General features: G+C 50.5%; 20 protein-coding genes. 5 read left to right on the top strand and 15 right to left on the bottom strand.

What is annotated here, in order from left to right; translation table 11 throughout:
* Positions 1 to 173 precede the first annotated feature (173 nt).
* On the top strand, positions 174 to 614 hold the full coding sequence (locus LIZ87_RS11630; protein WP_227147145.1) for an Hsp20/alpha crystallin family protein: 441 nt from the start codon (positions 174 to 176) through the stop codon (positions 612 to 614).
* Between the two features lie 233 nt (positions 615 to 847).
* Here the strand turns inward: LIZ87_RS11630 and LIZ87_RS11635 are convergent, their stop codons facing one another.
* From LIZ87_RS11635 to LIZ87_RS11650, 4 genes are read right to left on the bottom strand one after another with little or no spacing between them, the layout of a single operon-like run.
* Positions 848 to 2260: an MATE family efflux transporter gene (locus LIZ87_RS11635; protein WP_178315374.1), complete on the bottom strand. Its 1413-nt coding sequence runs from the start codon at positions 2258 to 2260 to the stop codon at positions 848 to 850.
* 35 nt (positions 2261 to 2295) lie between these two features.
* Entirely contained in the window at positions 2296 to 4080 is a 1785-nt protein-coding gene (gene pepF / locus LIZ87_RS11640) for an oligoendopeptidase F (protein WP_227147148.1), read from the bottom strand.
* A gap of 26 nt (positions 4081 to 4106) precedes the next feature.
* Complete coding sequence (locus LIZ87_RS11645) at positions 4107 to 4811, bottom strand: LrgB family protein (RefSeq protein WP_227147151.1); 705 nt, start codon at positions 4809 to 4811, stop codon at positions 4107 to 4109.
* Complete coding sequence (locus LIZ87_RS11650; RefSeq protein ID WP_227147154.1) at positions 4808 to 5179, bottom strand: CidA/LrgA family protein; 372 nt, start codon at positions 5177 to 5179, stop codon at positions 4808 to 4810. The genes LIZ87_RS11645 and LIZ87_RS11650 overlap by 4 nt, the downstream gene beginning before the upstream one ends.
* A gap of 178 nt (positions 5180 to 5357) precedes the next feature.
* Here LIZ87_RS11650 and LIZ87_RS11655 point away from each other — a divergent pair, with 178 nt between their 5' ends.
* Positions 5358 to 6152 (top strand): GNAT family N-acetyltransferase, encoded by a 795-nt coding sequence (locus LIZ87_RS11655; protein ID WP_227147157.1) that lies wholly within the window; start codon positions 5358 to 5360, stop codon positions 6150 to 6152.
* Positions 6153 to 6180: 28 nt separating this feature from the next.
* On the opposite strand, the gene LIZ87_RS11660 is transcribed toward LIZ87_RS11655, so the two are convergent.
* The 8 genes from LIZ87_RS11660 to LIZ87_RS11695 form a co-directional block, all read right to left on the bottom strand.
* Positions 6181 to 6894 (bottom strand): GTP pyrophosphokinase, encoded by a 714-nt coding sequence (locus LIZ87_RS11660; protein ID WP_178317329.1) that lies wholly within the window; start codon positions 6892 to 6894, stop codon positions 6181 to 6183.
* Between the two features lie 33 nt (positions 6895 to 6927).
* Complete coding sequence (locus LIZ87_RS11665; protein ID WP_227147160.1) at positions 6928 to 7758, bottom strand: Mrp/NBP35 family ATP-binding protein; 831 nt, start codon at positions 7756 to 7758, stop codon at positions 6928 to 6930.
* Between the two features lie 192 nt (positions 7759 to 7950).
* Positions 7951 to 9153 (bottom strand): flagellin lysine-N-methylase, encoded by a 1203-nt coding sequence (fliB, locus tag LIZ87_RS11670; protein ID WP_227147163.1) that lies wholly within the window; start codon positions 9151 to 9153, stop codon positions 7951 to 7953.
* A gap of 91 nt (positions 9154 to 9244) precedes the next feature.
* A complete protein-coding gene (locus tag LIZ87_RS11675) occupies positions 9245 to 9769 on the bottom strand; it encodes a methylated-DNA--[protein]-cysteine S-methyltransferase (RefSeq protein ID WP_178314506.1) in 525 nt (174 codons plus the stop codon).
* 428 nt (positions 9770 to 10197) lie between these two features.
* Positions 10198 to 10953, bottom strand: coding sequence for an alpha/beta hydrolase family protein (locus LIZ87_RS11680; RefSeq protein WP_227147166.1), 756 nt, complete (start codon positions 10951 to 10953; stop codon positions 10198 to 10200).
* A gap of 16 nt (positions 10954 to 10969) precedes the next feature.
* A complete protein-coding gene (locus LIZ87_RS11685; protein WP_227147169.1) occupies positions 10970 to 12271 on the bottom strand; it encodes a TRAP transporter large permease in 1302 nt (433 codons plus the stop codon).
* Positions 12268 to 12783: a TRAP transporter small permease gene (locus LIZ87_RS11690; protein WP_227147172.1), complete on the bottom strand. Its 516-nt coding sequence runs from the start codon at positions 12781 to 12783 to the stop codon at positions 12268 to 12270. Before LIZ87_RS11690 ends, LIZ87_RS11685 begins: the two co-directional genes overlap by 4 nt.
* 32 nt (positions 12784 to 12815) lie before the next feature.
* Positions 12816 to 13928, bottom strand: coding sequence for a TRAP transporter substrate-binding protein (locus LIZ87_RS11695; protein WP_227147175.1), 1113 nt, complete (start codon positions 13926 to 13928; stop codon positions 12816 to 12818).
* Positions 13929 to 14246: 318 nt separating this feature from the next.
* Between LIZ87_RS11695 and dctP the strand changes: the two genes are divergently transcribed.
* The 3 genes from dctP to larA are packed head-to-tail and all read left to right on the top strand — an operon-like array spanning position 14247 to position 18683.
* Positions 14247 to 16325: a TRAP transporter substrate-binding protein DctP gene (gene dctP, locus LIZ87_RS11700; protein WP_227147178.1), complete on the top strand. Its 2079-nt coding sequence runs from the start codon at positions 14247 to 14249 to the stop codon at positions 16323 to 16325.
* Positions 16285 to 17412, top strand: coding sequence for a PucR family transcriptional regulator (locus LIZ87_RS11705; RefSeq protein ID WP_178317363.1), 1128 nt, complete (start codon positions 16285 to 16287; stop codon positions 17410 to 17412). The genes dctP and LIZ87_RS11705 overlap by 41 nt, the downstream gene beginning before the upstream one ends.
* The gene (gene larA, locus LIZ87_RS11710; RefSeq protein ID WP_227147180.1) at positions 17409 to 18683 is read left to right on the top strand and encodes a nickel-dependent lactate racemase; all 1275 of its coding nucleotides are present in this window, start codon (positions 17409 to 17411) and stop codon (positions 18681 to 18683) included. Before LIZ87_RS11705 ends, larA begins: the two co-directional genes overlap by 4 nt.
* A gap of 131 nt (positions 18684 to 18814) precedes the next feature.
* Here larA and LIZ87_RS11715 read toward each other — a convergent pair whose 3' ends face one another.
* From LIZ87_RS11715 to LIZ87_RS11725, 3 genes are all read right to left on the bottom strand, one after another.
* The gene (locus tag LIZ87_RS11715; RefSeq protein ID WP_178314669.1) at positions 18815 to 19045 is read right to left on the bottom strand and encodes an HPr family phosphocarrier protein; all 231 of its coding nucleotides are present in this window, start codon (positions 19043 to 19045) and stop codon (positions 18815 to 18817) included.
* Between the two features lie 126 nt (positions 19046 to 19171).
* Positions 19172 to 19831: a D-sedoheptulose-7-phosphate isomerase gene (locus tag LIZ87_RS11720; RefSeq protein WP_178314667.1), complete on the bottom strand. Its 660-nt coding sequence runs from the start codon at positions 19829 to 19831 to the stop codon at positions 19172 to 19174.
* Between the two features lie 67 nt (positions 19832 to 19898).
* On the bottom strand, positions 19899 to 21191 hold the full coding sequence (locus LIZ87_RS11725; RefSeq protein ID WP_227147183.1) for an HAD-IIIA family hydrolase: 1293 nt from the start codon (positions 21189 to 21191) through the stop codon (positions 19899 to 19901).
* Positions 21192 to 21193: the final 2 nt, after the last annotated feature.

Genomic DNA, 21193 nt, shown 5'->3' on the forward strand with positions numbered 1-21193 from the left:
CGCAATAGAAGGGGCTTATTGATGGCAAAACTTGCAATTACTTTTTCATTTAACCCAAAATATAAACTATTTATAAAATTAGCACTCACCTCTTGACAGTGCTAACAATCATGTTATAATAAAGCCAGAACAAAGAAAACAGCACAGCCAGATGGCTTAAGGAGGATATAGTTATGATGTTAATACCCAGAAGGAACTACGGACTGAACTTATTTGATGAATTTTTTAATGACCCGTTTTTTGCCGGAACAGCGGACAAGGCCGAGGAGGCGAAGAAGCTTCCGATCATGCGCACCGACATCCGGGAGAAGGACGGCAATTACCTCTTAGAGATTGAGCTCCCCGGCTTTAAGAAGGAGGATATCCGGGCAGAATTAAAAGACGGCTATCTCACTGTTACAGCTGAGTCATCCGTATCAGAGAACAAAGAGGCAGAAGGCGTCGTCATTCACAAAGAGCGCTATACAGGTGCCTGCAAGAGGTCCTTCTTTGTGGGCGACCAGCTCCGCCAGGAGGATATCCATGCTGCCTTTGGAAATGGTATTTTGAAGCTTCAGATCCCCAAGGAAGCTCCTAAGGTAGAGGAAACTCCAAAATATATCAATATCCTGTAAAAAACAGCTTCATCCCCATACCATTCTTTTTCCAACCCTTCCTTATATAGATACGACCTTATAAATGCAGGCAGCCGCCAGGGAGTCCCCACCCTGACGGCTGTCTGCTTCTGTCTATCGGTCAATTGCTGTCTTTTTAAGTCTACGGTACACGGCATTCTGTCCCTGTCTGCTGCATGCTGCTGTCCGGACAGAGCTGCCCGGACCCGGCCTGCCCGAAATGACCGCCAGCGTCAGATCACCTTTTTCTCCTTCCATTTACCAGTCAAAAACCGCAAAAAGGAGACAATATAGTTGGCGCTCCATCCCATGGGCACTGCATACCATACGGCTGCCACTCCCCAGACAGGCGCAAAGTGGAAGGCTCCAAATACACGGATCGCCAGATTCAGAAGATTGGCAGAAGTGAATACCATCACATCTCCCGCTCCTCTCAGCACTCCGTCCGTACATGCCTTTAATCCCAGCAGCGCAAAGAACCAGCAGATAAAGGACACATAGCCCGTTCCTGTATCAAATGCACCGGGCACACCGGCAGCTGTCTGGGATGCCTCTCCTCCTAAAAATGCAGCAATGATCGGATCATGGAACAAGCCGCCCACTAACGCGATCACCAGGGCAAAGCCGCCCACAATGGCATAGCTGGCCTTATAGCCCTGCTTTACCCGCTCCTTGTTCCCGGCCCCGATGTTCTGGGCCGTGAAGGTGGAAACGGCGTTGCCTGTGGCGATCATGGGCACCACGCAGATGGACTCGATCCTGCTGCCTGCGGAATAGCCGGCCAGAGCGGCAGAGCCGAAGCCGTTTACCACAGACTGCACAAGGAGCATTCCGATGGATACAATGGACTGCTGTAAAATGGAAGGGATTGCGATCTTCATGCCTCCTGCCAGCATTTCCCTGTCAAAGAAGGAAAAACCGTCTTCTGCCCCAGAGCTTTCATAGCCCTTCAGCTTCTTTATTAAAATGGTAAATGAAATAATGGCTGAAATGCCCTGGGCTGTCACTGTCGCAATGGCGACTCCGTCCACTCCCATTCCCATCCAGGTAACGGAAACAATATCCAGGATCACATTCAGGATGGAGGAAAAGATCAGCAGATACAGCGGCGTACCCGAATCACCCATGGCATTGAACACCGATGCCAGCACATTGTACATAAACAGGAAGGGAAGGCCCAGGAAATAGATTCCCAGGTACAGCCTTGCCTGATCCATAATATTGTCCGGCGTATGGAGAAGCTCTAAGATCCGCCCGTTAAAGGCAAAGCCGAACATCCCCAGCACCAGGCTTACTACCAAAAAGGTGACCAGCGCCGTGGAAATGGAGGTCTTCATACGTCCATACTGTCTGGCTCCCAGATATTGGGAGGTCAGTACGGAGGTTCCGTTTCCTCCTCCAATGGCGATCATGATGAATACGCTGGTGAGGGCATAGGAAGCTCCCACAGCCGCCAGGGCATCCTCGCCGACAAAATTTCCCACAATGATGGAGTCCGCCATATTATAAAACTGCTGGAACAAATTCCCCAGTATCATGGGAAGGGCAAAGAGGAACAGGCTCTTTGCCGGACTTCCCTCTGTCAGATCGATCTGTTTTCCGATCCAGCCTCTTTTGGCTGGCCTTTTCTCTGTATCGCTGTACATTTATCCCCGATTTTCTCCTTCTCCCAGGCCTTTATCTACATGCAGGCCTCAAACTCATCTAATAATTCCTCAAAAAATGCAAGGGCTTCATCCACCGGCCTGCTGCTTGACATATCCACGCCGCAGAGCTTTAAAAGCTCCACCGGCTTCATGGAGCAGCCGCCGCTTAAGAACTTCTTATAGCCCTCAAGCGCTCCCTCTTCCCCCCGCATGATCCTGCTGCTGATAGCGATCGCCGCAGAAAATCCGGTAGCATACTGGTACACATAAAATGGCGTGTAGAAATGAGGGATCCGCTCCCACTCATAGTCGATCTGGGGATCCACTGTCATCTCCGGTCCAAAGTAGTCTTCATTCAGCCTGTGGTATTTCCCGCACAGGCTCTGGGCTGTCAGGCTTTCCCCGGCAGCTCCTGCCAGATGGGCCTCCTGCTCAAATTCCGCAAACATGGTCTGACGGAACAGGGTGCCGCGGAAGCTTTCCAGGAAGTGGTTTAACAGATATGCCTTTTCCTTCTTATCCTTTGCCTTCTTAAGCAGGCAGCGTATCAGCAGCGCCTCGTTGCAGGTGGACGCCACCTCTGCCACGAAGATCTTGTAGCCCGCATAGGTAAAGGGCTGGTTCCTGTCCGAATACCAGGTGTGGATGGAATGGCCCATCTCATGGGCCAGGGTGAACACATCGTTTAAGGTCCCGTGGAAATTTAAGAGCACATAAGGATGACAGCCATAGGTTCCCCAGGAATAGGCGCCGCTGCGCTTTCCCTCATTTTCGTACACATCGATCCAGCGGTTTGCAAAGCCTTCCTCCAGAAGGGATGCGTATTCCTCTCCCAAGGGCGCCAGTCCCTCCTTCACAATGGCCTTTGCCTCCTCAAAGGTATAATGCCTGTCTGCCTCTCCCACCATGGGAACGTAGAGATCATACATATGCAGTTCCTCCACTCCCAGTACCTTCTTGCGCAGGGCAGTATAGCGGTGCAGCTTCGGCAGATGGCTCCTCACTGCCTTTACCAGGTTGTCATATACCTCCTCCGGCACCTCGTTCTCTGCCAGATAATACTGCCTGCTGGACGCATACTTCTTTGCCTTTGCATAGAAGACAGCCTGCTTTACATTGGCGGAAAAGGCAGCGGCCAGGGTATTGGAAAACTGGCGGTATACACTGTAGAGCCCTTCAAATGCATCCCTGCGTATGCGCCTGTCCTGGTTCTCCATCAGGGATATATAGTTGCCGTGAGTGATGGCAACCGCCTCGCCGTTTTCTCCTGTGATGGAGGGGAATTTTACATCTGCATTGTTGAACATATTGAAGATCTGACTGGCTCCCTGGGTAGCGTCATAGGACTGAGCCAGCAGCATTTCCATGTCCCCGGAAAGGGTATGCTCCTTTTTCTCCAACAGGATCTCCAGGGCGCGGTCAAAATGGCGGATGCCGTTATCCGACCTCCGATATTCTGCAAGGAGCTCATCCGGCATGGAGAGAATCTCCGGTACAATGAAGGAGGAGCGCTCCGCCGCCTGAAAGGACAGGGACTGGGCCCTGGCAAACATGTCCTGATACTTCTGCTCTGCTGTGTCCTCGTCTGAGCGCATTCTCGCATAGACGTAGAGACGCTCGATCTTTCTCTCGGAATCATCGTCAAACTTCAGGCAGCGGCAGAGCATATCCGCTGAGTCCGAGAGATGGCCCTGAAATGTCTCATACTTCCCGATCTCCCCGGAGGCTTCCTCAAACAGTGCCTCCCAGGCCTCATTGCTCTCTATCATATCCTCCAGTTTCCATGTGTCCTTTTCCTCTGCCTCAAACCGTTTCTTCATGTAATCTGCGCTCCTTTCTCTTTCCATCAAATAAATCCCGCTACAATGGGCACAACGATCACTGTCATAATGCCCGCCACTGCAATAGAAAGGCTGCTCATGGCGCCCTCGATCTCTCCCATCTCCAGAGCTTTGGCTGTTCCCACTGCATGGGAGCTGGTTCCTATGGCCAGTCCCTTTGCCACCGGATGACGGATGCCTGCCAGCTTTAAGACCACCTCTCCTGCCATATTTCCCAACAGGCCGGTCAGAACAATGCTGATAACGGTCAGGGTGACAAGGCCTCCTGCCTCCTCACTGATGCCCATGCCGATGGCAGTGGTGATGGATTTTGGCAGAAAGGTGACATAGTAGGTATGATCCATTCCCAGAAGCTTACACAGCAGGAAAATACTCATGGCGCTGGTAACAACCCCTGAGGTAATGCCTGCTGCCACGGCAGCTCCGTGCTTTTTCAGCAGATGAAGCTGCTTATAAAGCGGGATTGCCAGGCATACGGTAGCTGGTGTTAAAAGCCAGCTTAAGTAAGATGCACCTTTATTATATGTGTCATAGTCGATTCCTACTCCTGCCAGACAGCCGATGACCAGCGCGGTTGCCACTAAGAGCGGGTTTAAGATGGCAAGCTTTGTCTTATCCTTCAGCCAGCAGCCAAACAGAAAGGCTGCCAGGCTTAAAAACAGTCCAAAATACTGGGACTGCTCCAATATCTCCCTGATGCTGTCTCTCATCTCGCCATATCCTCCTTTTTCTCTGCCTTTTCCCTCATCATCCACTGGGAAACCCAGCCTGTTACGCACATAACGGCCAATGTGGAGATCACGAGTATGAGCACAAAGGGCAGAACATTTTCCAGTATCATGTCCACACATTCCATGATCCCGACCATGGCGGGCAGAAACATCATTGTCATGGTATCCAGAAGAAAGTTTCCTGCTCCCTCCACGTTCTCCAGCTTTACTGCTCCGCTTATCAGAGCTGCCAGCAGAATAAAAAGCCCATAGACGCCTGCCGGCACCGGAAGAGGAAGGGTTCGGTTCAAAATCTCTCCTGCCATGGTGATCCCCAGGATGATCCCGATCTGCTTTACGTATTTCATAATTGCATTATTCCTCCTAAGGCAGTCTTCCCGGCTGCACATGGCTCTTATTCTACCACTGCATATTTGGAGATTCAAGCCTATTCTTTTTTTGAGTTTCCGCATTTTGCATTGCAAATTCTTCCGCATTCATTTAAAATAAAAAATCAGAGTAAAAAATCAGAAAGGAACCGCTTTTATGCCCATTATCACTACCTCGCAATTATCTCGTGAACAGCAGGATGCAGTCCTTCATTTGACAGAGCTTTGCAGGCAGGCTGACGGCCTGACTCTTTCCTGCCCGGAGGATGGGGACAGCTACTGGCTTTTTATGGATAAAGACGGAGAACTTCTCTCGTTTCTTGCAGCCTATGAGATCACGCAGGATGTGTGGGAGTGCTATGGTTTTACCAGGCCGGACCTGCACGGACAGGGATATTTCTCCGCCCTTCTGTCTGAAGCCTGCGGAGACGGCGGAGCTCTGGCAGATGGGGATCTGTATTTTGTGTGTGACGGAGCATGTAAGGAGGCCCTTAAGGTGCTTGAACACATGGGCGCAGAGCTTTCCTCTGAGGAATATATGATGGAATGGGACTGGGAGAAGGAAAAAGAGCTTCCCCAGGAGGTATTAAAGCAGGCTGGCCCATGTCCTCTCTCTCTTTTGCTTCCCGACGGCAGCCTCCTCTCGGAGGGAGAACCAGATGCCGGATCTGCCGTCATGGTGCGGGCCTTTACACCTGATTCCCGGCTTGCCGCCTTCTGCCATCTCTCCTTTCAGGGAGATGACGTCTACCTCTACGGCCTGGAGGTTCTTCCTGATATGCGCAGAAAGGGCGTGGGAACAGCCTTTCTCTGCACCTTACTGTGCATCCTGAGGGACAGGGGATACGGCAGGCTGCGCCTTCAGGTGTCCCGCGGAAATGAAGGCGCCATGGCGCTCTACCAAAAAACAGGGTTCCGCATTACCGAAACCCTGTCCTACTACCTGTATTAAATTTTTTACGCTGCTGCATTTTCCTGCATCAGTCCCTCTTTACAGTGACTCCCTGTGCCTCGATCCTCTTGCGTATCTCCAGCATTTTGATATCTGTCTGTGCGATCACGTCCGCACATATCCTCAGCTCTTCGCTGATCTCCCCATTGTCGTCAATAAAGGATTTCTTGTACTTTAGCTGATGGTCCAAGCTTGCCCAGAAATCCATGGCCATGGTGCGTATCTGCACCTCCACCCGCATGGGCTTTTTGCTGTCCGAAAAAAACACAGGGATCTCAATGATCATGTGATAGCTGCGGTAGCCGTTGGGCTTTGGATTCTTAATGTAGTCCTTCACAGCAACGACCGTCACATCATCCTGGCGCACCAGCATCTCTGCCACCTTGTAGATGTCATCCACAAAGGAACAGATAATACGGATCCCTGCCACATCATCCAGGTTATTCACCATGGACTCCACGGAGATCTCCAGACCGCGGCGCTTCAGCTTTTCCATAATGCTCTTTGGCTTTTTTACCCTGGATTTGATCATCTCGATGGGATTGCGCTGGTTTTTGATAGACAGCTCATCATTTAAGACCTCAAGCTTTGTCTTTACTTCCCGGATCGCGCTGGTGTACATCATGATCGCCTGCTGAAATTCTCGTGCCTCATTGATCAGGACATCCGGGACCTTGACCTCATCCGGCACATGGACGATGGACTGATGAAGCTCACTGTTTGGATTAAGGCTTATGTTCACCGGTTCATCTCACCTCTGCTTCCTACTGTATAATTATTCGATCGCCTTTATGGCCTCCTCAAACCATGGCATATCCAGATATTCTACGCGGCCTGCGTCTACCATCTGGGCGATCTTCGGGTCGATGGGGATCTGGGCAAGGACCTTAAGTCCCTGTTCTGCCGCTGCCTCCTCAATGTGGCTCTCGCCAAATACATTGATATGCTTCTTGCAGTCAGGACATTCCAGATAACTCATATTCTCCACAATACCGATGATCGGGATATCCATCTTCTTTGCCATATTCACTGCCTTTGCCACGATCATGCTCACCAGCTCCTGCGGGGAAGTAACGATGACAATACCGTCCACCGGCAGGGACTGGAATACAGTCAAAGGCACATCTCCTGTTCCCGGAGGCATGTCCACGAACATATAGTCGATATCCTGCCACAGGGTCTCTGACCAGAACTGCTTTACGGCCCCTGCGATCACAGGGCCTCTCCAGATAACGGGATCCGTGTTGTTCTCAAGGAGCAGGTTGGCTGACATGATCTCCACTCCCTCCAGGGACTTTGCAGGGATCATCAGCTTGCCGTCAGGGGTGGTTGCCACGCCTTCGTTCTCTATTCCAAAGGCCATGGGAATGGATGGGCCTGTTACGTCTGCATCCAGGATAGCCGTCCGCTTTCCCTTTTTATTCATGCTTGCTGCCAGCATGGAGGTCACAAGGGATTTTCCCACTCCGCCCTTTCCGCTGACAACTCCGATCACCTTTTTGACGGAGCTTTCCGGAGCCAATGCCTCCAGGAAATCATTTTTATCAACTGTACGGCTGTCGCAGTTCGCACTGCAGGAGCCGCAGTCGTGGTTACATTCACTCATTACTCTATCTCCTTCCAAGTTCATTACCATAAAAACCTCGGCGGCGCCTCCGCCAGCCGGGCGCATGCAGGCTTGCATTCTAATAATTATAAATCTATTTTGCAGAAATGTCCATTGCTTTGCCTATTAAATATCTCTAAACAGCCGGGCTGAATGAGGGTACGAGGCAGCCGGCGAAGACGCGGCAGCCACTTATCCGCAAATTGCCCAGAGCAGGGGATACAGCCCAAAGTCCGGGCTCCCCAGGAGACGTTTTTCAAACAGTGCCTTGTTCTCATCCGAATGCTCCATCTCCCTGGAAAAATAATGGGCGGCCTCTGCCATTTCCGTAAGTCCCAGGCTTCCCTTCTCCTGCCACATAGCCTGGGCCATCTCCTCGATCAGGAAGGAGCCAGCCACTGCCAGCTTCATTTTCCCATAAGGGTTCCCATTGTACACAGCGCCGCAAAAGTAGGTAAATACGAAATAAACCATCAGCTGCTCCCTATAGCGGGAAAGCTCCTCCTTCTCCATGCTGGCAAGAAACCGGCTGCGGGCTGCGCCATAGGCCTCATTGCCCGCTCCATACAGGCTCTGCTCCATCCTGCGGCGCAGCTTCGGCCAATCCTTTTTCAAGGGCTCCATCTCAGCCAAAAGGGCAAAAAGGTGTTTCGCCATTTCATAGCGGCTCTGACAGGCTGACTGTGTTTCTTTGCCTGTACAGCCTTCATTTTTCCCGCCTTCTGCAGGGGAAAGCCCTTTCCTGAACAGCCGTTCCCACAGATACGCCTCCCTGTCTGCCCTCTTACAGCGCTTAAACAGGCTGTCCGCCTCATACAGCCTGTCTCTGCGGATGCATCCCTGCAGGTCATGGGCCATTGCAAGGCACAGTCCTGTGCGGGCCTGTATGTCCATGGTGCGGTCCTGAAGGATCTCCAGGGCCAGATCCCTGGCATCGGCCAGCTTTGTATAGAGGAAGAAATCAAAGTCGCCGTAGGTCTCCTCCCTGTCGTCCTCCATTGCGAAAAAGCGCACCGGCTCCTTACAGCCCAGTATGAGCTTTGCCGCCTCCACACAGGAAAGGCAGAGGGAAACTTCCCTCACACCCTCAAATTCTTCCATATGGCGGGGATACCTGCGGCAGGTCCTGCACAGGTGCTCCGGTCCCATCTCCCTGTAAATGTCACAGAGATTATCCTCGTCCAGAAAAGCGCAGCGGTGATGGTACTGCTTGAAGGAGCCCTCCTTCCAATTAATGGAATTGTGCAGCCGGTTTCCGAAGGGTCCCTTTACCTTACGGTAGCGCTCCAGGGAGCCCTCATCGATCATGATCTCCCACCCGGCGCAGCAGGTGTCCCTGCACTCTGATGCGATACACTGAAATTGTCTGTAGTAATGCGGAAATATATACAGCATATGTGGTTCTCTTTTCTCAGCAGCCTCTGTTTTTGCCGCTGGTTTCTCAATGATTAGGGCCGGAAGCCCTGTTTTCCGGCACGCAGGCCGCCTATTTTAAAACCCTCTCCAGCCTGAGCAGTCTCTCCTTCACCTCCACCCCCGCAGCGTATCCCGTCATGGAGCCTCTGGCTCCCAGCACCCGGTGGCAGGGGATCATGATAGAGATGGGATTATGGCCCACTGCACCGCCCACAGCCTGAGCGGACATGGAGGCACGTCCCAGCTTCTCTGCGCATTTCTCTGCGATCTGTCCATAGGTAATCGTCTGACCATAGGGAACCGCCTGAAGGATCTCCCAGACCATCTGGCGGAAGCCGCTGCCTGCCGGAGCTAAGGGCGGCATAAAATCCGGCTCTTTTCCGGAAAAATAAATATCCAGCCATCTCTTTGCCTCCTCAAATACCGGAAGGCTGACGCTGGTGTCATTTTCCTTCTGTGCCTTCTGCTTCCCGGCCTCCCCTAAGGTGCTCCCAAAATACTTCTGCCCCTTGATCCACAGCCCTGTAATATGGGTGCCGTTGCTTGACAGGGTGAGAAGGCCTACGGGGGACGGGATGGAAGTGATATATGTCATATGTATTTCTCCTGTATCATAAAAAGATAGATAGCCGAACGGTTGCTACATCATTTATAGCATACTTTACATGCCTTGACAAGCGGGATAGGCTTGAGCTTCCCCATGCTGCACCGCGGCTGCCGGGAGGGCGGCTGAAGCGACTTTGCAGGACATTAGAAGCACTTAGGCAGCTGGTTTTTCCGTTCAGAGCAGCATCAATGATTGTTTGAGCGCAGCGAGTTGCTTTGATGCTGCTCTGGTTCTTAGGAAAAATCAGCTGTCTTAGTGCTTCTTATGTCCGAAACCGGAGCGCCAGACGCCCTCCCGGCAGCCGCGGTGCAGCATGGGGAAGCTCAAGGAATGGATGGTATATGATACAAAAAAGGACCGCCACATCACAGATCTCTCATCTGAAATGTAGCGGCCCTGTCTCTGTCATCCCATATTTAATTGGAAATTTTTTCCTTTATGTAGGCAATACTCAGATCATAAACCTTGTTTTTCCACTCCACTGAACTAAACTGATGATTGGCGCCCTTAATAACCTCAAAGCGTCCCTTCTCTCCGTACAGATCCAGATAAGGCCCTTCTGCATAGACCGGCACCTTTTCATCCATCTCACCGTGGATCAGCAGCACTTCCCTCTCATATCCCTTTGCCTGCTTTACAATGTCGATCCTTCTGACCTGGCTTAAAAACTCGCTGGACATCATCAGGCCGCCGATGTCATAGCTGGACTCATACTGTCCCGGAACCGCGTGAACACGGCTGCTGATATCATAATAGACCACATTCCCCGGCGCCCACATGACTGCGCCCTTCGGCTGCAGCTCCGGTATGATATTGGAAACGATCGCACCTCCCATACTGTGTCCTACTGGGAACAGATTCTTGCTGTCGCACCAGGGCTGCTCTGCCGCCCACCTGTATATGGCCTTCGCCTGCTCCACCTCGTCCAAATAGCGCATTTCGGAAAAATCGCCGTCGCTCTCACCACAGCCATAGAAATCAAATTTAACACAGGCGATCCCATGCTCCGCACATTTTCTTGCAAAAAGCTCATGAAGCCTCATCAGTCCGATACGGTCCACGCAAAAGCCGTGATAAAAGCATACTGTTGGAAAAGGGCCGCTTCCCTCAGGTGTCCTGACATCGCCGCGCAGCAGCCTGCCATCCACTGACAATTCTACATATTGGAACATTCCTCTTCACCTCCTGTTAGCCGTTATATACATATCCCAATAGTCTGGGAAGGAACATCGTGATCTCCGGGAATACCACCAGCACAACCAGCAGCACATACAAAACAATGATCATCGGAAGAGTATCCTTAAATATCTCTTCGAACGTGGTCTTTGATACACGCTGGGCTACGAACAGGTTTCCTCCCATAGGCGGAGTTATCATACCGATACAGAGGTTGATCACCATGATGATCCCAAAATGAAGGGGATCATATCCGATTGCGATTGCGATCGGCGCAAAGATCGGTCCGAACAGTACAATAGAAGAAATCGTATCCAGGAACATACCGATGATCAGCAGCGCTATGTTTATCATAAGCATGATCAGTGCCTTTGAGGAGGTCAGTGAAAGCATCCACTGTGTGATCATGGTAGGTACATTATTCATGGTAAGGATACGTCCAAAGGTATTGGCTGCGCCGAACAATACCATAATGGTGGCTGAGGTGATGGTTGCATCAAACATAGCCTGGCAGAAGGTCTTCCATGTGAGCTGGTGGTATACGAACACTGCCACAAGGATCGCATACACAACACCGATAACCGCAGACTCTGTTGGTGTAAATATGCCGGAGTAAATACCTCCCAGGATGATTACAGGCATCAGGATAGCAGGTATGGCTTCCTTAAATACCGTTGCCCTTTCTCCCATTGTCCTTGCCTTTGATTCTGTTCCCTTGTATCCCCGTTTTCTGCTCTCAAAATAATTATAGATCATGAGGGCAACTCCCATAAGAAGGCCGGGTATGATACCTGCAATAAACATGTAGGACACGGATACGCCAATGGTAACTCCATACATGATCATAGGGATGGAAGGCGGGATCACCGGGCCAATGGTGCTTCCTGCGGCGATCAGCGCTCCGCTGTAGCCTTTTGAATATCCCTGGGCCGTCATGGCTCCGATCATGATCCCTCCGATGGCTGCCGCCGTAGCGGGACCTGAGCCTGAGATGGCTGCAAAGAACATGGAGGCCACGATGGCTGCCATTCCCAAGCCGCCCGGCATGGCTCCTGTCAGCATCTCCGCCACATTCACCAGCTTTTTGGCGATCCCTCCGTGTTCCATGAGGCTGCCCACCAGCATGAAGAAGGGAATTGCCATCAGGGAAAAGGAATCCATACTGGTGACCGTGGACTGGGCAAGCATCTGGATCATGTTTCCTCCCCCGTTTACCAGGGAAAAGGTTGCGATACAGCTGAGTCCCAGGCTTACTGCAATGGGAACCGTGCAGATCAGGCACAAAAACAGGACTCCCAACATTGTTCCTATCATGACTGCTCCTCCTTCCTGTTACTTGCTTTTCCGATCAGCTCCCTGCTCCGCCTCTGGATGATCCGGATGCTCATACCGGCCATTCCCAGGACTCCTGCCAGGTACATGATCCACTTTGGCACAAACGGAAGAGCGGAAAGGACCTGCCCCTGGGCCTTGACCATGGACATAAGCTGGAAAATCTCGTAAGAGAGGTAAAATCCATAGCATGCCGCCACAATGTCTCCCAGAAAATAGATGGCCTCAAAGATCCTGGGATCCTTTTTGAGGGCAAGGGAGATGGCTGTCACTCTCATATGGGCATTGATCATACCGGCCCAGCTTATCCCCGCAAAGGAAGTCCACACCAGCAAAAGCCTGGCAAGCTGCTCACCCCAGGAAAGGGTGAAGTTAAATACAAATCTCGTCACAACATTCAGAGCGATGATCACTGTCATTACAAGAAACATGCTCACAATGATGTATTTTTCTATCTGGTTGTAAAAAGGCTCTTTTCTTTCCTTCTCTTCCATGTGCTCCTCCTTACAATAGGATGTTTCTCTGTCTATTTCACATATTTGGCGTTGATCTCGTCGATCTGCTTCACCAGATCCTCTCCGATCTCAGGAACGTACTTGTCGTAAACCGGCTGTGCCGCATCCCTGAAGGCCTGTCTCTCCTCGTCTGTAAGGATGATAACGGTATTTGTTCCATTGCTTCCGATCTTTTCCTCCAGCTCCGCCTCATTGGATGCAGAAAGCTCACGCTCATATGCAAGCATCTCGTTTACACAAGACTGGATCAGCTCCTGGTCAGAGGCAGAAAGGCTGTCCCACCAGGTCTTTGATGCCAGAAGGGGGCTTGTATCGTAAATGTGGCCTGTTTTTATGATATACTTCTGAACCTCATACAGACGGTTTCCATCAATATTGGCAAAGGGGTTCTCCTGGGCGTCCATGGTTCCATTCTGGAGAGCGGTGTAGAGCTCTGAAAATGCCATCGGCACTGCAGATGCTCCCAATGTATTGAAGTGGTCTATATGCATCTGGTTCTCCATAACCCTGATCTTAAGTCCCTTCATATCCTCCGGCTTATGGATCTCCTTGTTGGCAGTCACATGTCTCCAGCCTGTCGCAAGCCATGCCATTCCCTTAAAGCCTGCCGGCTCTAGGTTGCTGAACACGGTCTGTCCCACTTCTCCGTCCAGGACCTCCTCTGCTGCCTCATTTGACTGGAACAAATAGGGAAGATCCAAAAGCTTTGTGGTATCTGTAAACGCTCCCAGGAATGCCACAGAGGAGATGGCCATTTCCAATGTCCCCATCTGAAGCTGCTCTAACAGCTCTGTGTTGTTGCCCAGGGCAGATGCAGGGAACACATTGACTGTGATCCTTCCGCCTGTCTTCTCACTGAGCATCTCTCCCAGCTTTCTGGAAGCCACATCGATGGGTACGCCCTCCTGGCTTACATGGGCGATCTTGATCACGATCTTGTCGCCGGATGCTGCATCCTCTGCCGCATTTTCCGCCTTTGCCTCTTCCTCCTTTGCCGCTGTCTGTGCTGCTGTTGTCTGAGCCACTGTCTCCGTTTTTCCGGAGCCGCCGCAGCCGCTCACGGATGCAGCTGCCAGTGCAGCTGCAGACACACATGCCATAATCTGTTTCCATGTCTTCTTCATGATAATACCTCCCACACATTTTATCTTTCCGGTTTCTTGTGTTTTTGTGCCTTAAGTATAACAACCGGCATTTCCCGAAACAATATTTGGGCAATATAATAATCTCTGCCTTCTTTTGTATCCTCTGCACATCATTTATGAATGTGCTCATGATTATGCTGGTTTTTCCATCTATTTTCCCCCTCCTTTTGGGCTAATCCTCCTTCTTTTTGTACCATATTCCCAATTTTTCTTTTTTATTGTTGTATTTACTGCACATTTTTTGATCCTCTGATTTCTGGTATACTATAAGCATATTACAGATGTGGGAGGGCTTTTATGTATCTCAGCGAGTTGGATCTCCAGTACCTCATCAACTCCATACGGACGGTCTGTGGCAAACCTGTATTCATCATCAGCCTCAATTGGCAGGTTCTGGCCTCTACCCATCCTGATCTGATCTCCTATGCCAATGAGATCCTGAAGGACTGCATTGACACAAATGACTGCAAAAAGGCTGCGGAACGCTTCGGCGTCCTCATAGAGCCCTGCCTGATCGATCAGGCCCTTGTATGTTACTTTTTCATATCAGATAAAAAGGCTGCCTCTCTTCTTCCTTATTTTAAAACCATTGTGCAGATACTGGTCTATCCCCAGATATCGGACCTGCACAGCCAGATATCAAATTCCAGAAGTATGCTGGTAAACCAGCTGTCCAATACCAGCCAGAAAAGCCTGGAGATTGACAGCTTTATGAAGGAGTTTGATTACTCTTATACCTGTCCCCGCTGCGCTGTCCTGTTTGAGATCAGCAGCGATGGCAGCCGGGCCGGCAATTTCAAATTTGATTCTTCCGGCTCCTATCTGGATGGCAGCCTTTTGCATCACCCCTTTTATTCCAAAGAGGATATCTATGGCTTTGTCAGCTCGGAGCGTTACCTGCTCTTTAAGGACTGCAGCTCCTTCCCTGAGGCTGAGAGGGCGGACGGCCTGCGAAGTTATGCCCTTTCCCTGTCAAAGGAAGCCTTTGACAGCCAGGGACTGACTCTGCATATCGGGATCGGAAGCATCTATACGGATCTGTATGATCTGCGAAAAAGCTACCTGGAGGCTCTGTTCCTTATCACGAACTACGATTATCTCAACACGGACAAAGCGCCTTCCCTTGCGATCAATGATTTTGTATTTGAATATCTGGCAGGCCTGATCCCCCGGCGTTACTGGGACAGCCGTTTTGCCGGGCTCTCCCGTTCCCTGGAGGACTCTCCCGCCCTCTTGGAAACCGCCATCCAGCTCTCCAGGCACAATCAAAACCTGACAAAGGCCGCAGAAAGCCTGGGGCTCCACCGCAATACCATGCTCCAGCGTTTTTCCAAAATAAAGGCCATTACCGGTCTGAATCCCCTCCAGAATGACTACGACCGCATGGTCCTGCGCACCTTTGCCCTTCATGTAAACCAGAGGATCACCCTCCAGGCAGGCATTGTGATCCAGCCAAATTCCGTCCTTCACCAGGGCATGAAAAAAATGGCGGAACTTGTGAACAAAAATTCCAATGGAGCCATCAATATCAACATCCACACCCTGTCCACCTCAGGCAACAACCATCATTTGTTTGAGATCCTGCGGTCGGGCTCCATCGATATGATCACAGCCGCCACAGGGCTTATGAACAAATTTACCAATAACCGGACAAGGGTACTTGAATTTCCATTTCTCTTTTCCTCTACCTCCGAGGCAAAGTATATTCTCAATACCCTGATACGTAAGGATGTGGAGGCGCCCTTGGAAGCCATCGGCGTCAAATGCTTAAGCATCTGGAGCATGGGCTGGCGGTATCTGACCTCAAAGGAGCCTGTACGCGTCCCCCAGGATATGGCAGGCAAAAAGGTGCGCGTCATGTTCACGGAATCCCTGGATGAATATTACCGCAGCATGGGTGCCATCCCGGTTAAGATGAATTATGGCGATGTGGGCGATGCCCTGCGTTCCGGGATCATTGACTGCCAGGAAAATCCTTACAGCAATATCCTGGGCATGAAATTCTATGAGGAGCAGGCCTATATTACAAGGCTTAAATACTATCTGAGCACAGAAGCCCTCTATATCTCAAGATCTGCCTGGGAAAAATTATCGCCTGCCCACCAGGAAATAATCAGAGAGGCTGCCGGGGAAACAACGGACTGGATCTTCACGGAACAGCAGACAGTGATCAACCAACAGTGCAAGCACATCCTGGTACACGAAAAGGGCATGAAGCTGCTGGAGATCACGCCGGAGGAGGCCAACGAATGGCGCGGCTTTTCCCAAAGCCTCTATGACGCATTTCCACACCAGGATCTGTTACATGATATCGAAAAAGCCAGAAAGGATTACCATGCAAAGTTTAGAAATGACCCGCCTGCTGCAGGCATTTGAAACTATGTTCCCCCATGGTTTCATCCGCATCATCAACCAGAACAATAAGATCGTCCAGAAGACCACACTGCCTCCGGGATTTCCGGATGAACCGGTTTCCTACAGCGGCTTTCAGGAGATCCTCACGGTATACGGAAAGGAAGGACAGACCTTTTATCAGCTCTCCTTTCCCATTCCTCCCATCAACCAGCTCTTTGTCTGCCTTCCCACTGCCCAGGTAGAGGATGTGCTGACTGCTGCGAAGATGGCTGACAGTACCATTCAGCTGTTCCTCTCCCACCAGGGGCAGTCCTCCCCCTTTCCCAGACAGAGCGACATGACTCTTCTGCTGGATCACCTGCTGCACCCTGCCTCCACAGAAGATCACACCTATACTGTACTGCTGGCGGCAGAGCTGGGGATCGATCTGTCTCTTCCGCGGGCAGTCTGCATTTTCCATGTGGAGCATTCTGCCAAAGCCCATGCCGCAAAGGCCCAGACTGCCTACTCCATCCTCCAGACCATGCGCAGCTTTATATCTTCCGGCAGCCAGGATATGCTGGGGGCATTTGGAAGCTGTGAGATCATACTCTGCCATGTCATGGAGGAAAATGGAAAAGATTCTGCACAGCTTTTGGAAAGCCTGTATATGTATATCAACAAGAATTATCCCGTGACCTGTTCTGTGGGGATAGGGCTGACGGTAAACAGCATTGACCGCTATGCTGACAGTCTTTCCTCTGCCCGCGCTGCCTTCCTCTATGCCCACAACCGTGCCAATGTGCCAAAACGGATCTTCTATATTACGGATTTTCTGGTAGAACACCTGGTCTATGAGATACCGGAAGCGGTGTTTGAACATTTTTTTGAGAAGGAGCTCTCCTATCTCAAAACCAGTGAGACAGCCCTGGAGACCATAGAGGCACTGATCACCCACAATATGGACATCCATTTGGCCGCAGAAGCTTTATTTATCCACAGAAATACGATGGTTTTCCGGCTGAACCAGCTGAAAAAGCAGCTGGGCATGAATCCTCTTCACAAGGACAATGACCGGTTCCGTCTTATTCTGCTTTACCATTATTACATTAAAAAGGAGACATTATGAACACACATTTATCCCTCCCATATGGGAAACAGCATCTTTCCCTGGAGCTGCCAAAGGAATGCCTGCATGCTGTCATTGAATCACAGCTGGCCTCCTATTCTCCAGGAAAGAGCCAGGAACAGATCGTAGAGGAGGCTCTGGCACAGCCTCATGGCACAGCCTCCCTAAAGGAGCTGGCCTTTGGCTGCAAAAAGGTTGTGATCATTACCTCAGACCACACCCGTCCTATGCCCAGCCGCATCACCATGCCCTTTCTTCTGGAGCAGATACGGCTTGGGAATCCTCAAGCGGACATCACCATCCTGGTAGCAACAGGCTGCCATCGCGCTACCACCAAGGAAGAGCTTCTGGAACGCTTTGGGCAGGAAATCGTCTGCAGGGAGCACATTGTTGTACATGACTGCGATCAGGGCCCCTTTGCCTTTGTCGGCACCAGCCCCAGCGGAAACAGAATCGAGCTGAATCAGCTGGCTCTTGACGCGGATCTTCTGCTGGCAGAGGGTTTTATTGAGCCCCACTTTTTTGCAGGCTTTTCCGGCGGAAGAAAAAGCATACTGCCCGGCATCGCATCCAGGGCCACTGTAATGTTTAACCACTCTGCCCGCAATATACAGCACCCCAGCTCTACGGCAGGCATTCTCTCCTCCAACCCCATCCATCAGGATATGGTATTTGCCGCAAGAGCATCCGGCATCCGCTTTATCCTGAATGTGATATTAAATGAGAAAAAGGAGATCATCGGGGCTGTTGCCGGTGATGTGGAAATGGCCCATGAGGCAGGCGTTTCCTTTCTCTCCTCCCTCTGCAGGCGTTCACCAAAGCCTTCTGATATTGTTATAACAACAAATGGGGGCTATCCCTTGGACCAGAACATTTACCAGAGTGTAAAAGGCATGACGACCGCTGCAGCCACCTGCCGTCCCGGAGGAGTCATCATTATGGCCGCCCGCTGCAATGACGGACATGGAGGAGAGGAATTTTACAGGACCTTTGCCAGTGAACCGGACACGGAAAAGATATTGAAGGATATTCTCTCCCGGAAGGAGGAGGAGACGATCCCCGACCAATGGCAGTCCCAGATTTTCTGTGATATCCTGTTATCCCACACAGTCATACTGGTAAGTGAGGCTCCAAGAGAAATGGTAGAAACGCTCCATATGTTCTACAGCTCATCACTGAAGGATGCACTCTGCCAGGCAAAGCGTATTTTGGGACAGGAAAGTCCCTCTGTGACCGTCCTTCCTGACGGGGTATCTGTTATTATCGCATAAGCTGTAATTTTTTGTTACATAGGAGGCTCCGGAGGAGCTTCCTATGTAAGTAAAAAACGCCGCGGCCTCCCTTCCGCAAAAAGGGCTGCCCCGGCGCGTCTTCGCTGCTGCCTGTATTCTGTTATTCTCACTTATGCCGCAAAAGGTGCAATTTCCTCCATAAGCTCCTCACAATTGTCTGTGGTGTGAAGGATCAGCTCTACTGTCTTTGCCTTCGCAAGAGCTAAGACACCTACGATGGATCTGGCATCTACCTGGCGGGTACCGCTTTTTACATAGGCTTCAAAGTCATAATGGTTCATGATCCGGACAAATTTTGCAACCTGTTCTGTTTTGTCAAACTTAATAAAAACACGTTTCATTTTGCATTCCTCCTTTTCGGATATCAGGACATTTCCTTTGCAATCCTCTTTGGCATATCCAGAATAGCACACCATATGTGACTTTTCTATGTGATTTTATTCAAAAATATGTAAAATTTTTTCGTTTTACTCTCCTCCAAAGAACCGCTCTTCCAGCATGAGACACCAGCAATGATAGATTGGCAGATGAAGCTCCTGTATCATATAGGTCTCTGTTTCCGGTGCCTTTACCACAACATCTGCAGACAACGCCAGCTCTCCACCCGATGCACCAGTAAGACCGATAACCTTTATCCCCAGCGCTTTGGCTACTATAGCGGCATTTATTATGTTAGCGCTGTTTCCTGAGGTGGAAATGCCTAAAAATACATCTCCTGACCGGCCAAATCCAAAAAGCTGTTGTGCAAACACTCCCAGACCATCCACATCATTAATATATGCAGTTGTCAACGCCTCATGGCTCACCAGGGGAATGGCCGTCAAAGAGCATTCCAGATTCTTTGCAAGGGTGGCGCCCCGTTCGGGATCGATCGCCTTCAGCCTCTCTGCAAACTCATGCTTGACTGGCCGGGGAGTCTTAAAACGCTTCATCAGCTCCCCTGCAATATGCTCAGAATCTGCTGCTGAACCGCCATTCCCTGCAACAAGGAGCTTTCCTCCCTGTTCATAGCATTCCTCCATCACAAGATATCCTGCAATAATGTCAGCCTTTATTCCTTTAAGAGAAGGATAACGTTTTAAAAGCAGATCAACGTGCTTTTCCAGTTTTTTATCCAAGGTTCTCATATCATGCCTCCAACCTCTCTAAATACAGCCGTTCTTTCCGTTACCGCCATCTTTGCCAAAAAGCATCTCACAAATAATCATCCACAAACTGCAGCAGTGAATCTGCAGTAACTGTCTGGCCCCACGCTTCCTCCCTTTGCTTCACCAGCACAGTCCGGCATCCTGCTGCCTGGCCGGCTCTCACATCATTTTCACTGTCCCCTGCCATCCAGGACTGGGACAGATCAATGTTAAAATCCTCTGCTGCCTTAAGGAGCATTCCCGGCTCCGGCTTCCTGCAGCTACAGTCAACCTTAAGCTCTGCCACTTCCCCCTCATATCCCTTATGCGGATGATGAGGACAAAAATAGATTCCATCAAGAAAGGCCCCTTCTCTTCCCAGCAGGGTCTCCATTTTATTATGTATCTCCTGTAGCTGCCCTAAAGTGAGTTCGCCTCTCGCAATGACCGGCTGGTTTGTAACCACAATGGCCAGGTAACCGGCAGAATTGATCCTTTTCACTGCCTCTGCCGCTCCCGGCAGAAGCTCAAAATCATCAATCGATCGGAGAAAACCCACATATTTATTCAATGTACCATCCCTGTCCAAAAATACTGCCCTCTGAGCATTTCTCAAATTCTTTTTCCGAATAAGGCCCGTTCTGTAATCAGCACACACAGCCTCATAGCGCTCTGGTGTCCCCATATCCTTTACATATTCCGGACTGTCATAGCAAAACAGCCTCCCACTGCCGGCCAGGGGCTTAAGCAGCTGCCTATCCAAATCTATTTTTTCTTCCGCATGCCTTGTTTCAAGAAGCTCCGGCGAAATCATATGAATCCCTGCATTCACTCTGTTGCGATAATATACCGGGCGTTCATCCTCCTTTGTCATCCATTTACAAACTGCCCCATTATTATCCGACACAATGAGCCCACTGTCATAGGGATGGCTGTTTGAATGGGTAAACAAGGTAGCCAGACCTCCATGGGCCCTGTGAAAGGCCAGGAAACGATGAAAGTCCACATCAAACATCACATCTGCATTTAAAAGCAGGAAATCCTCCGTCAGCTTTTCTTTGATCCGAAACAGCGCTCCTGCATTGCCCAGCGGCTTTTCTTCAAAGAAATATTCTATATGAAGACCAAAGGGCTTTCCTGTTACAGGCGAAGTTCCTCCACCATCACCGAAATAATCCTTTATGCAATTTCCAAGATGGCCCACTGTTAAAAGAATATCTGTAAACCCCTGGTCCCTTAAACATTCCAGCCCATGCTCCAAAACAGGCTTTCCTTCTACTCTTATCATTGGTTTTGGTATATCGCTCGCTATGGAGGAAATCCTGGTTCCCCGTCCTCCTGCCATGATCACTGCCTTCATCT

The organism is Lacrimispora sp. 210928-DFI.3.58 (assembly GCF_020554865.1).
In the GTDB taxonomy this organism is placed as follows: Bacteria; Bacillota; Clostridia; order Lachnospirales; family Lachnospiraceae; genus Enterocloster.

What these genes read in the sequence shown, in the direction of transcription:
- LIZ87_RS11630 (WP_227147145.1), top strand. Translation starts at nt 174, where the DNA reads ATGATGTTAATACCCAGAAGGAACTACGGACTGAACTTATTTGATGAA.
- LIZ87_RS11635 (WP_178315374.1), bottom strand. Translation starts at nt 2,260, where the DNA reads ATGTACAGCGATACAGAGAAAAGGCCAGCCAAAAGAGGCTGGATCGGA.
- pepF (WP_227147148.1), bottom strand. Translation starts at nt 4,080, where the DNA reads ATGAAGAAACGGTTTGAGGCAGAGGAAAAGGACACATGGAAACTGGAG.
- LIZ87_RS11645 (WP_227147151.1), bottom strand. Translation starts at nt 4,811, where the DNA reads ATGAGAGACAGCATCAGGGAGATATTGGAGCAGTCCCAGTATTTTGGA.
- LIZ87_RS11650 (WP_227147154.1), bottom strand. Translation starts at nt 5,179, where the DNA reads ATGAAATACGTAAAGCAGATCGGGATCATCCTGGGGATCACCATGGCA.
- LIZ87_RS11655 (WP_227147157.1), top strand. Translation starts at nt 5,358, where the DNA reads ATGCCCATTATCACTACCTCGCAATTATCTCGTGAACAGCAGGATGCA.
- LIZ87_RS11665 (WP_227147160.1), bottom strand. Translation starts at nt 7,758, where the DNA reads ATGAGTGAATGTAACCACGACTGCGGCTCCTGCAGTGCGAACTGCGAC.
- fliB (WP_227147163.1), bottom strand. Translation starts at nt 9,153, where the DNA reads ATGCTGTATATATTTCCGCATTACTACAGACAATTTCAGTGTATCGCA.
- LIZ87_RS11675 (WP_178314506.1), bottom strand. Translation starts at nt 9,769, where the DNA reads ATGACATATATCACTTCCATCCCGTCCCCCGTAGGCCTTCTCACCCTG.
- LIZ87_RS11680 (WP_227147166.1), bottom strand. Translation starts at nt 10,953, where the DNA reads ATGTTCCAATATGTAGAATTGTCAGTGGATGGCAGGCTGCTGCGCGGC.
- LIZ87_RS11685 (WP_227147169.1), bottom strand. Translation starts at nt 12,271, where the DNA reads ATGATAGGAACAATGTTGGGAGTCCTGTTTTTGTGCCTGATCTGCACG.
- LIZ87_RS11690 (WP_227147172.1), bottom strand. Translation starts at nt 12,783, where the DNA reads ATGGAAGAGAAGGAAAGAAAAGAGCCTTTTTACAACCAGATAGAAAAA.
- LIZ87_RS11695 (WP_227147175.1), bottom strand. Translation starts at nt 13,928, where the DNA reads ATGAAGAAGACATGGAAACAGATTATGGCATGTGTGTCTGCAGCTGCA.
- dctP (WP_227147178.1), top strand. Translation starts at nt 14,247, where the DNA reads ATGTATCTCAGCGAGTTGGATCTCCAGTACCTCATCAACTCCATACGG.
- LIZ87_RS11705 (WP_178317363.1), top strand. Translation starts at nt 16,285, where the DNA reads ATGCAAAGTTTAGAAATGACCCGCCTGCTGCAGGCATTTGAAACTATG.
- larA (WP_227147180.1), top strand. Translation starts at nt 17,409, where the DNA reads ATGAACACACATTTATCCCTCCCATATGGGAAACAGCATCTTTCCCTG.
- LIZ87_RS11715 (WP_178314669.1), bottom strand. Translation starts at nt 19,045, where the DNA reads ATGAAACGTGTTTTTATTAAGTTTGACAAAACAGAACAGGTTGCAAAA.
- LIZ87_RS11720 (WP_178314667.1), bottom strand. Translation starts at nt 19,831, where the DNA reads ATGAGAACCTTGGATAAAAAACTGGAAAAGCACGTTGATCTGCTTTTA.
- LIZ87_RS11725 (WP_227147183.1), bottom strand. Translation starts at nt 21,191, where the DNA reads ATGAAGGCAGTGATCATGGCAGGAGGACGGGGAACCAGGATTTCCTCC.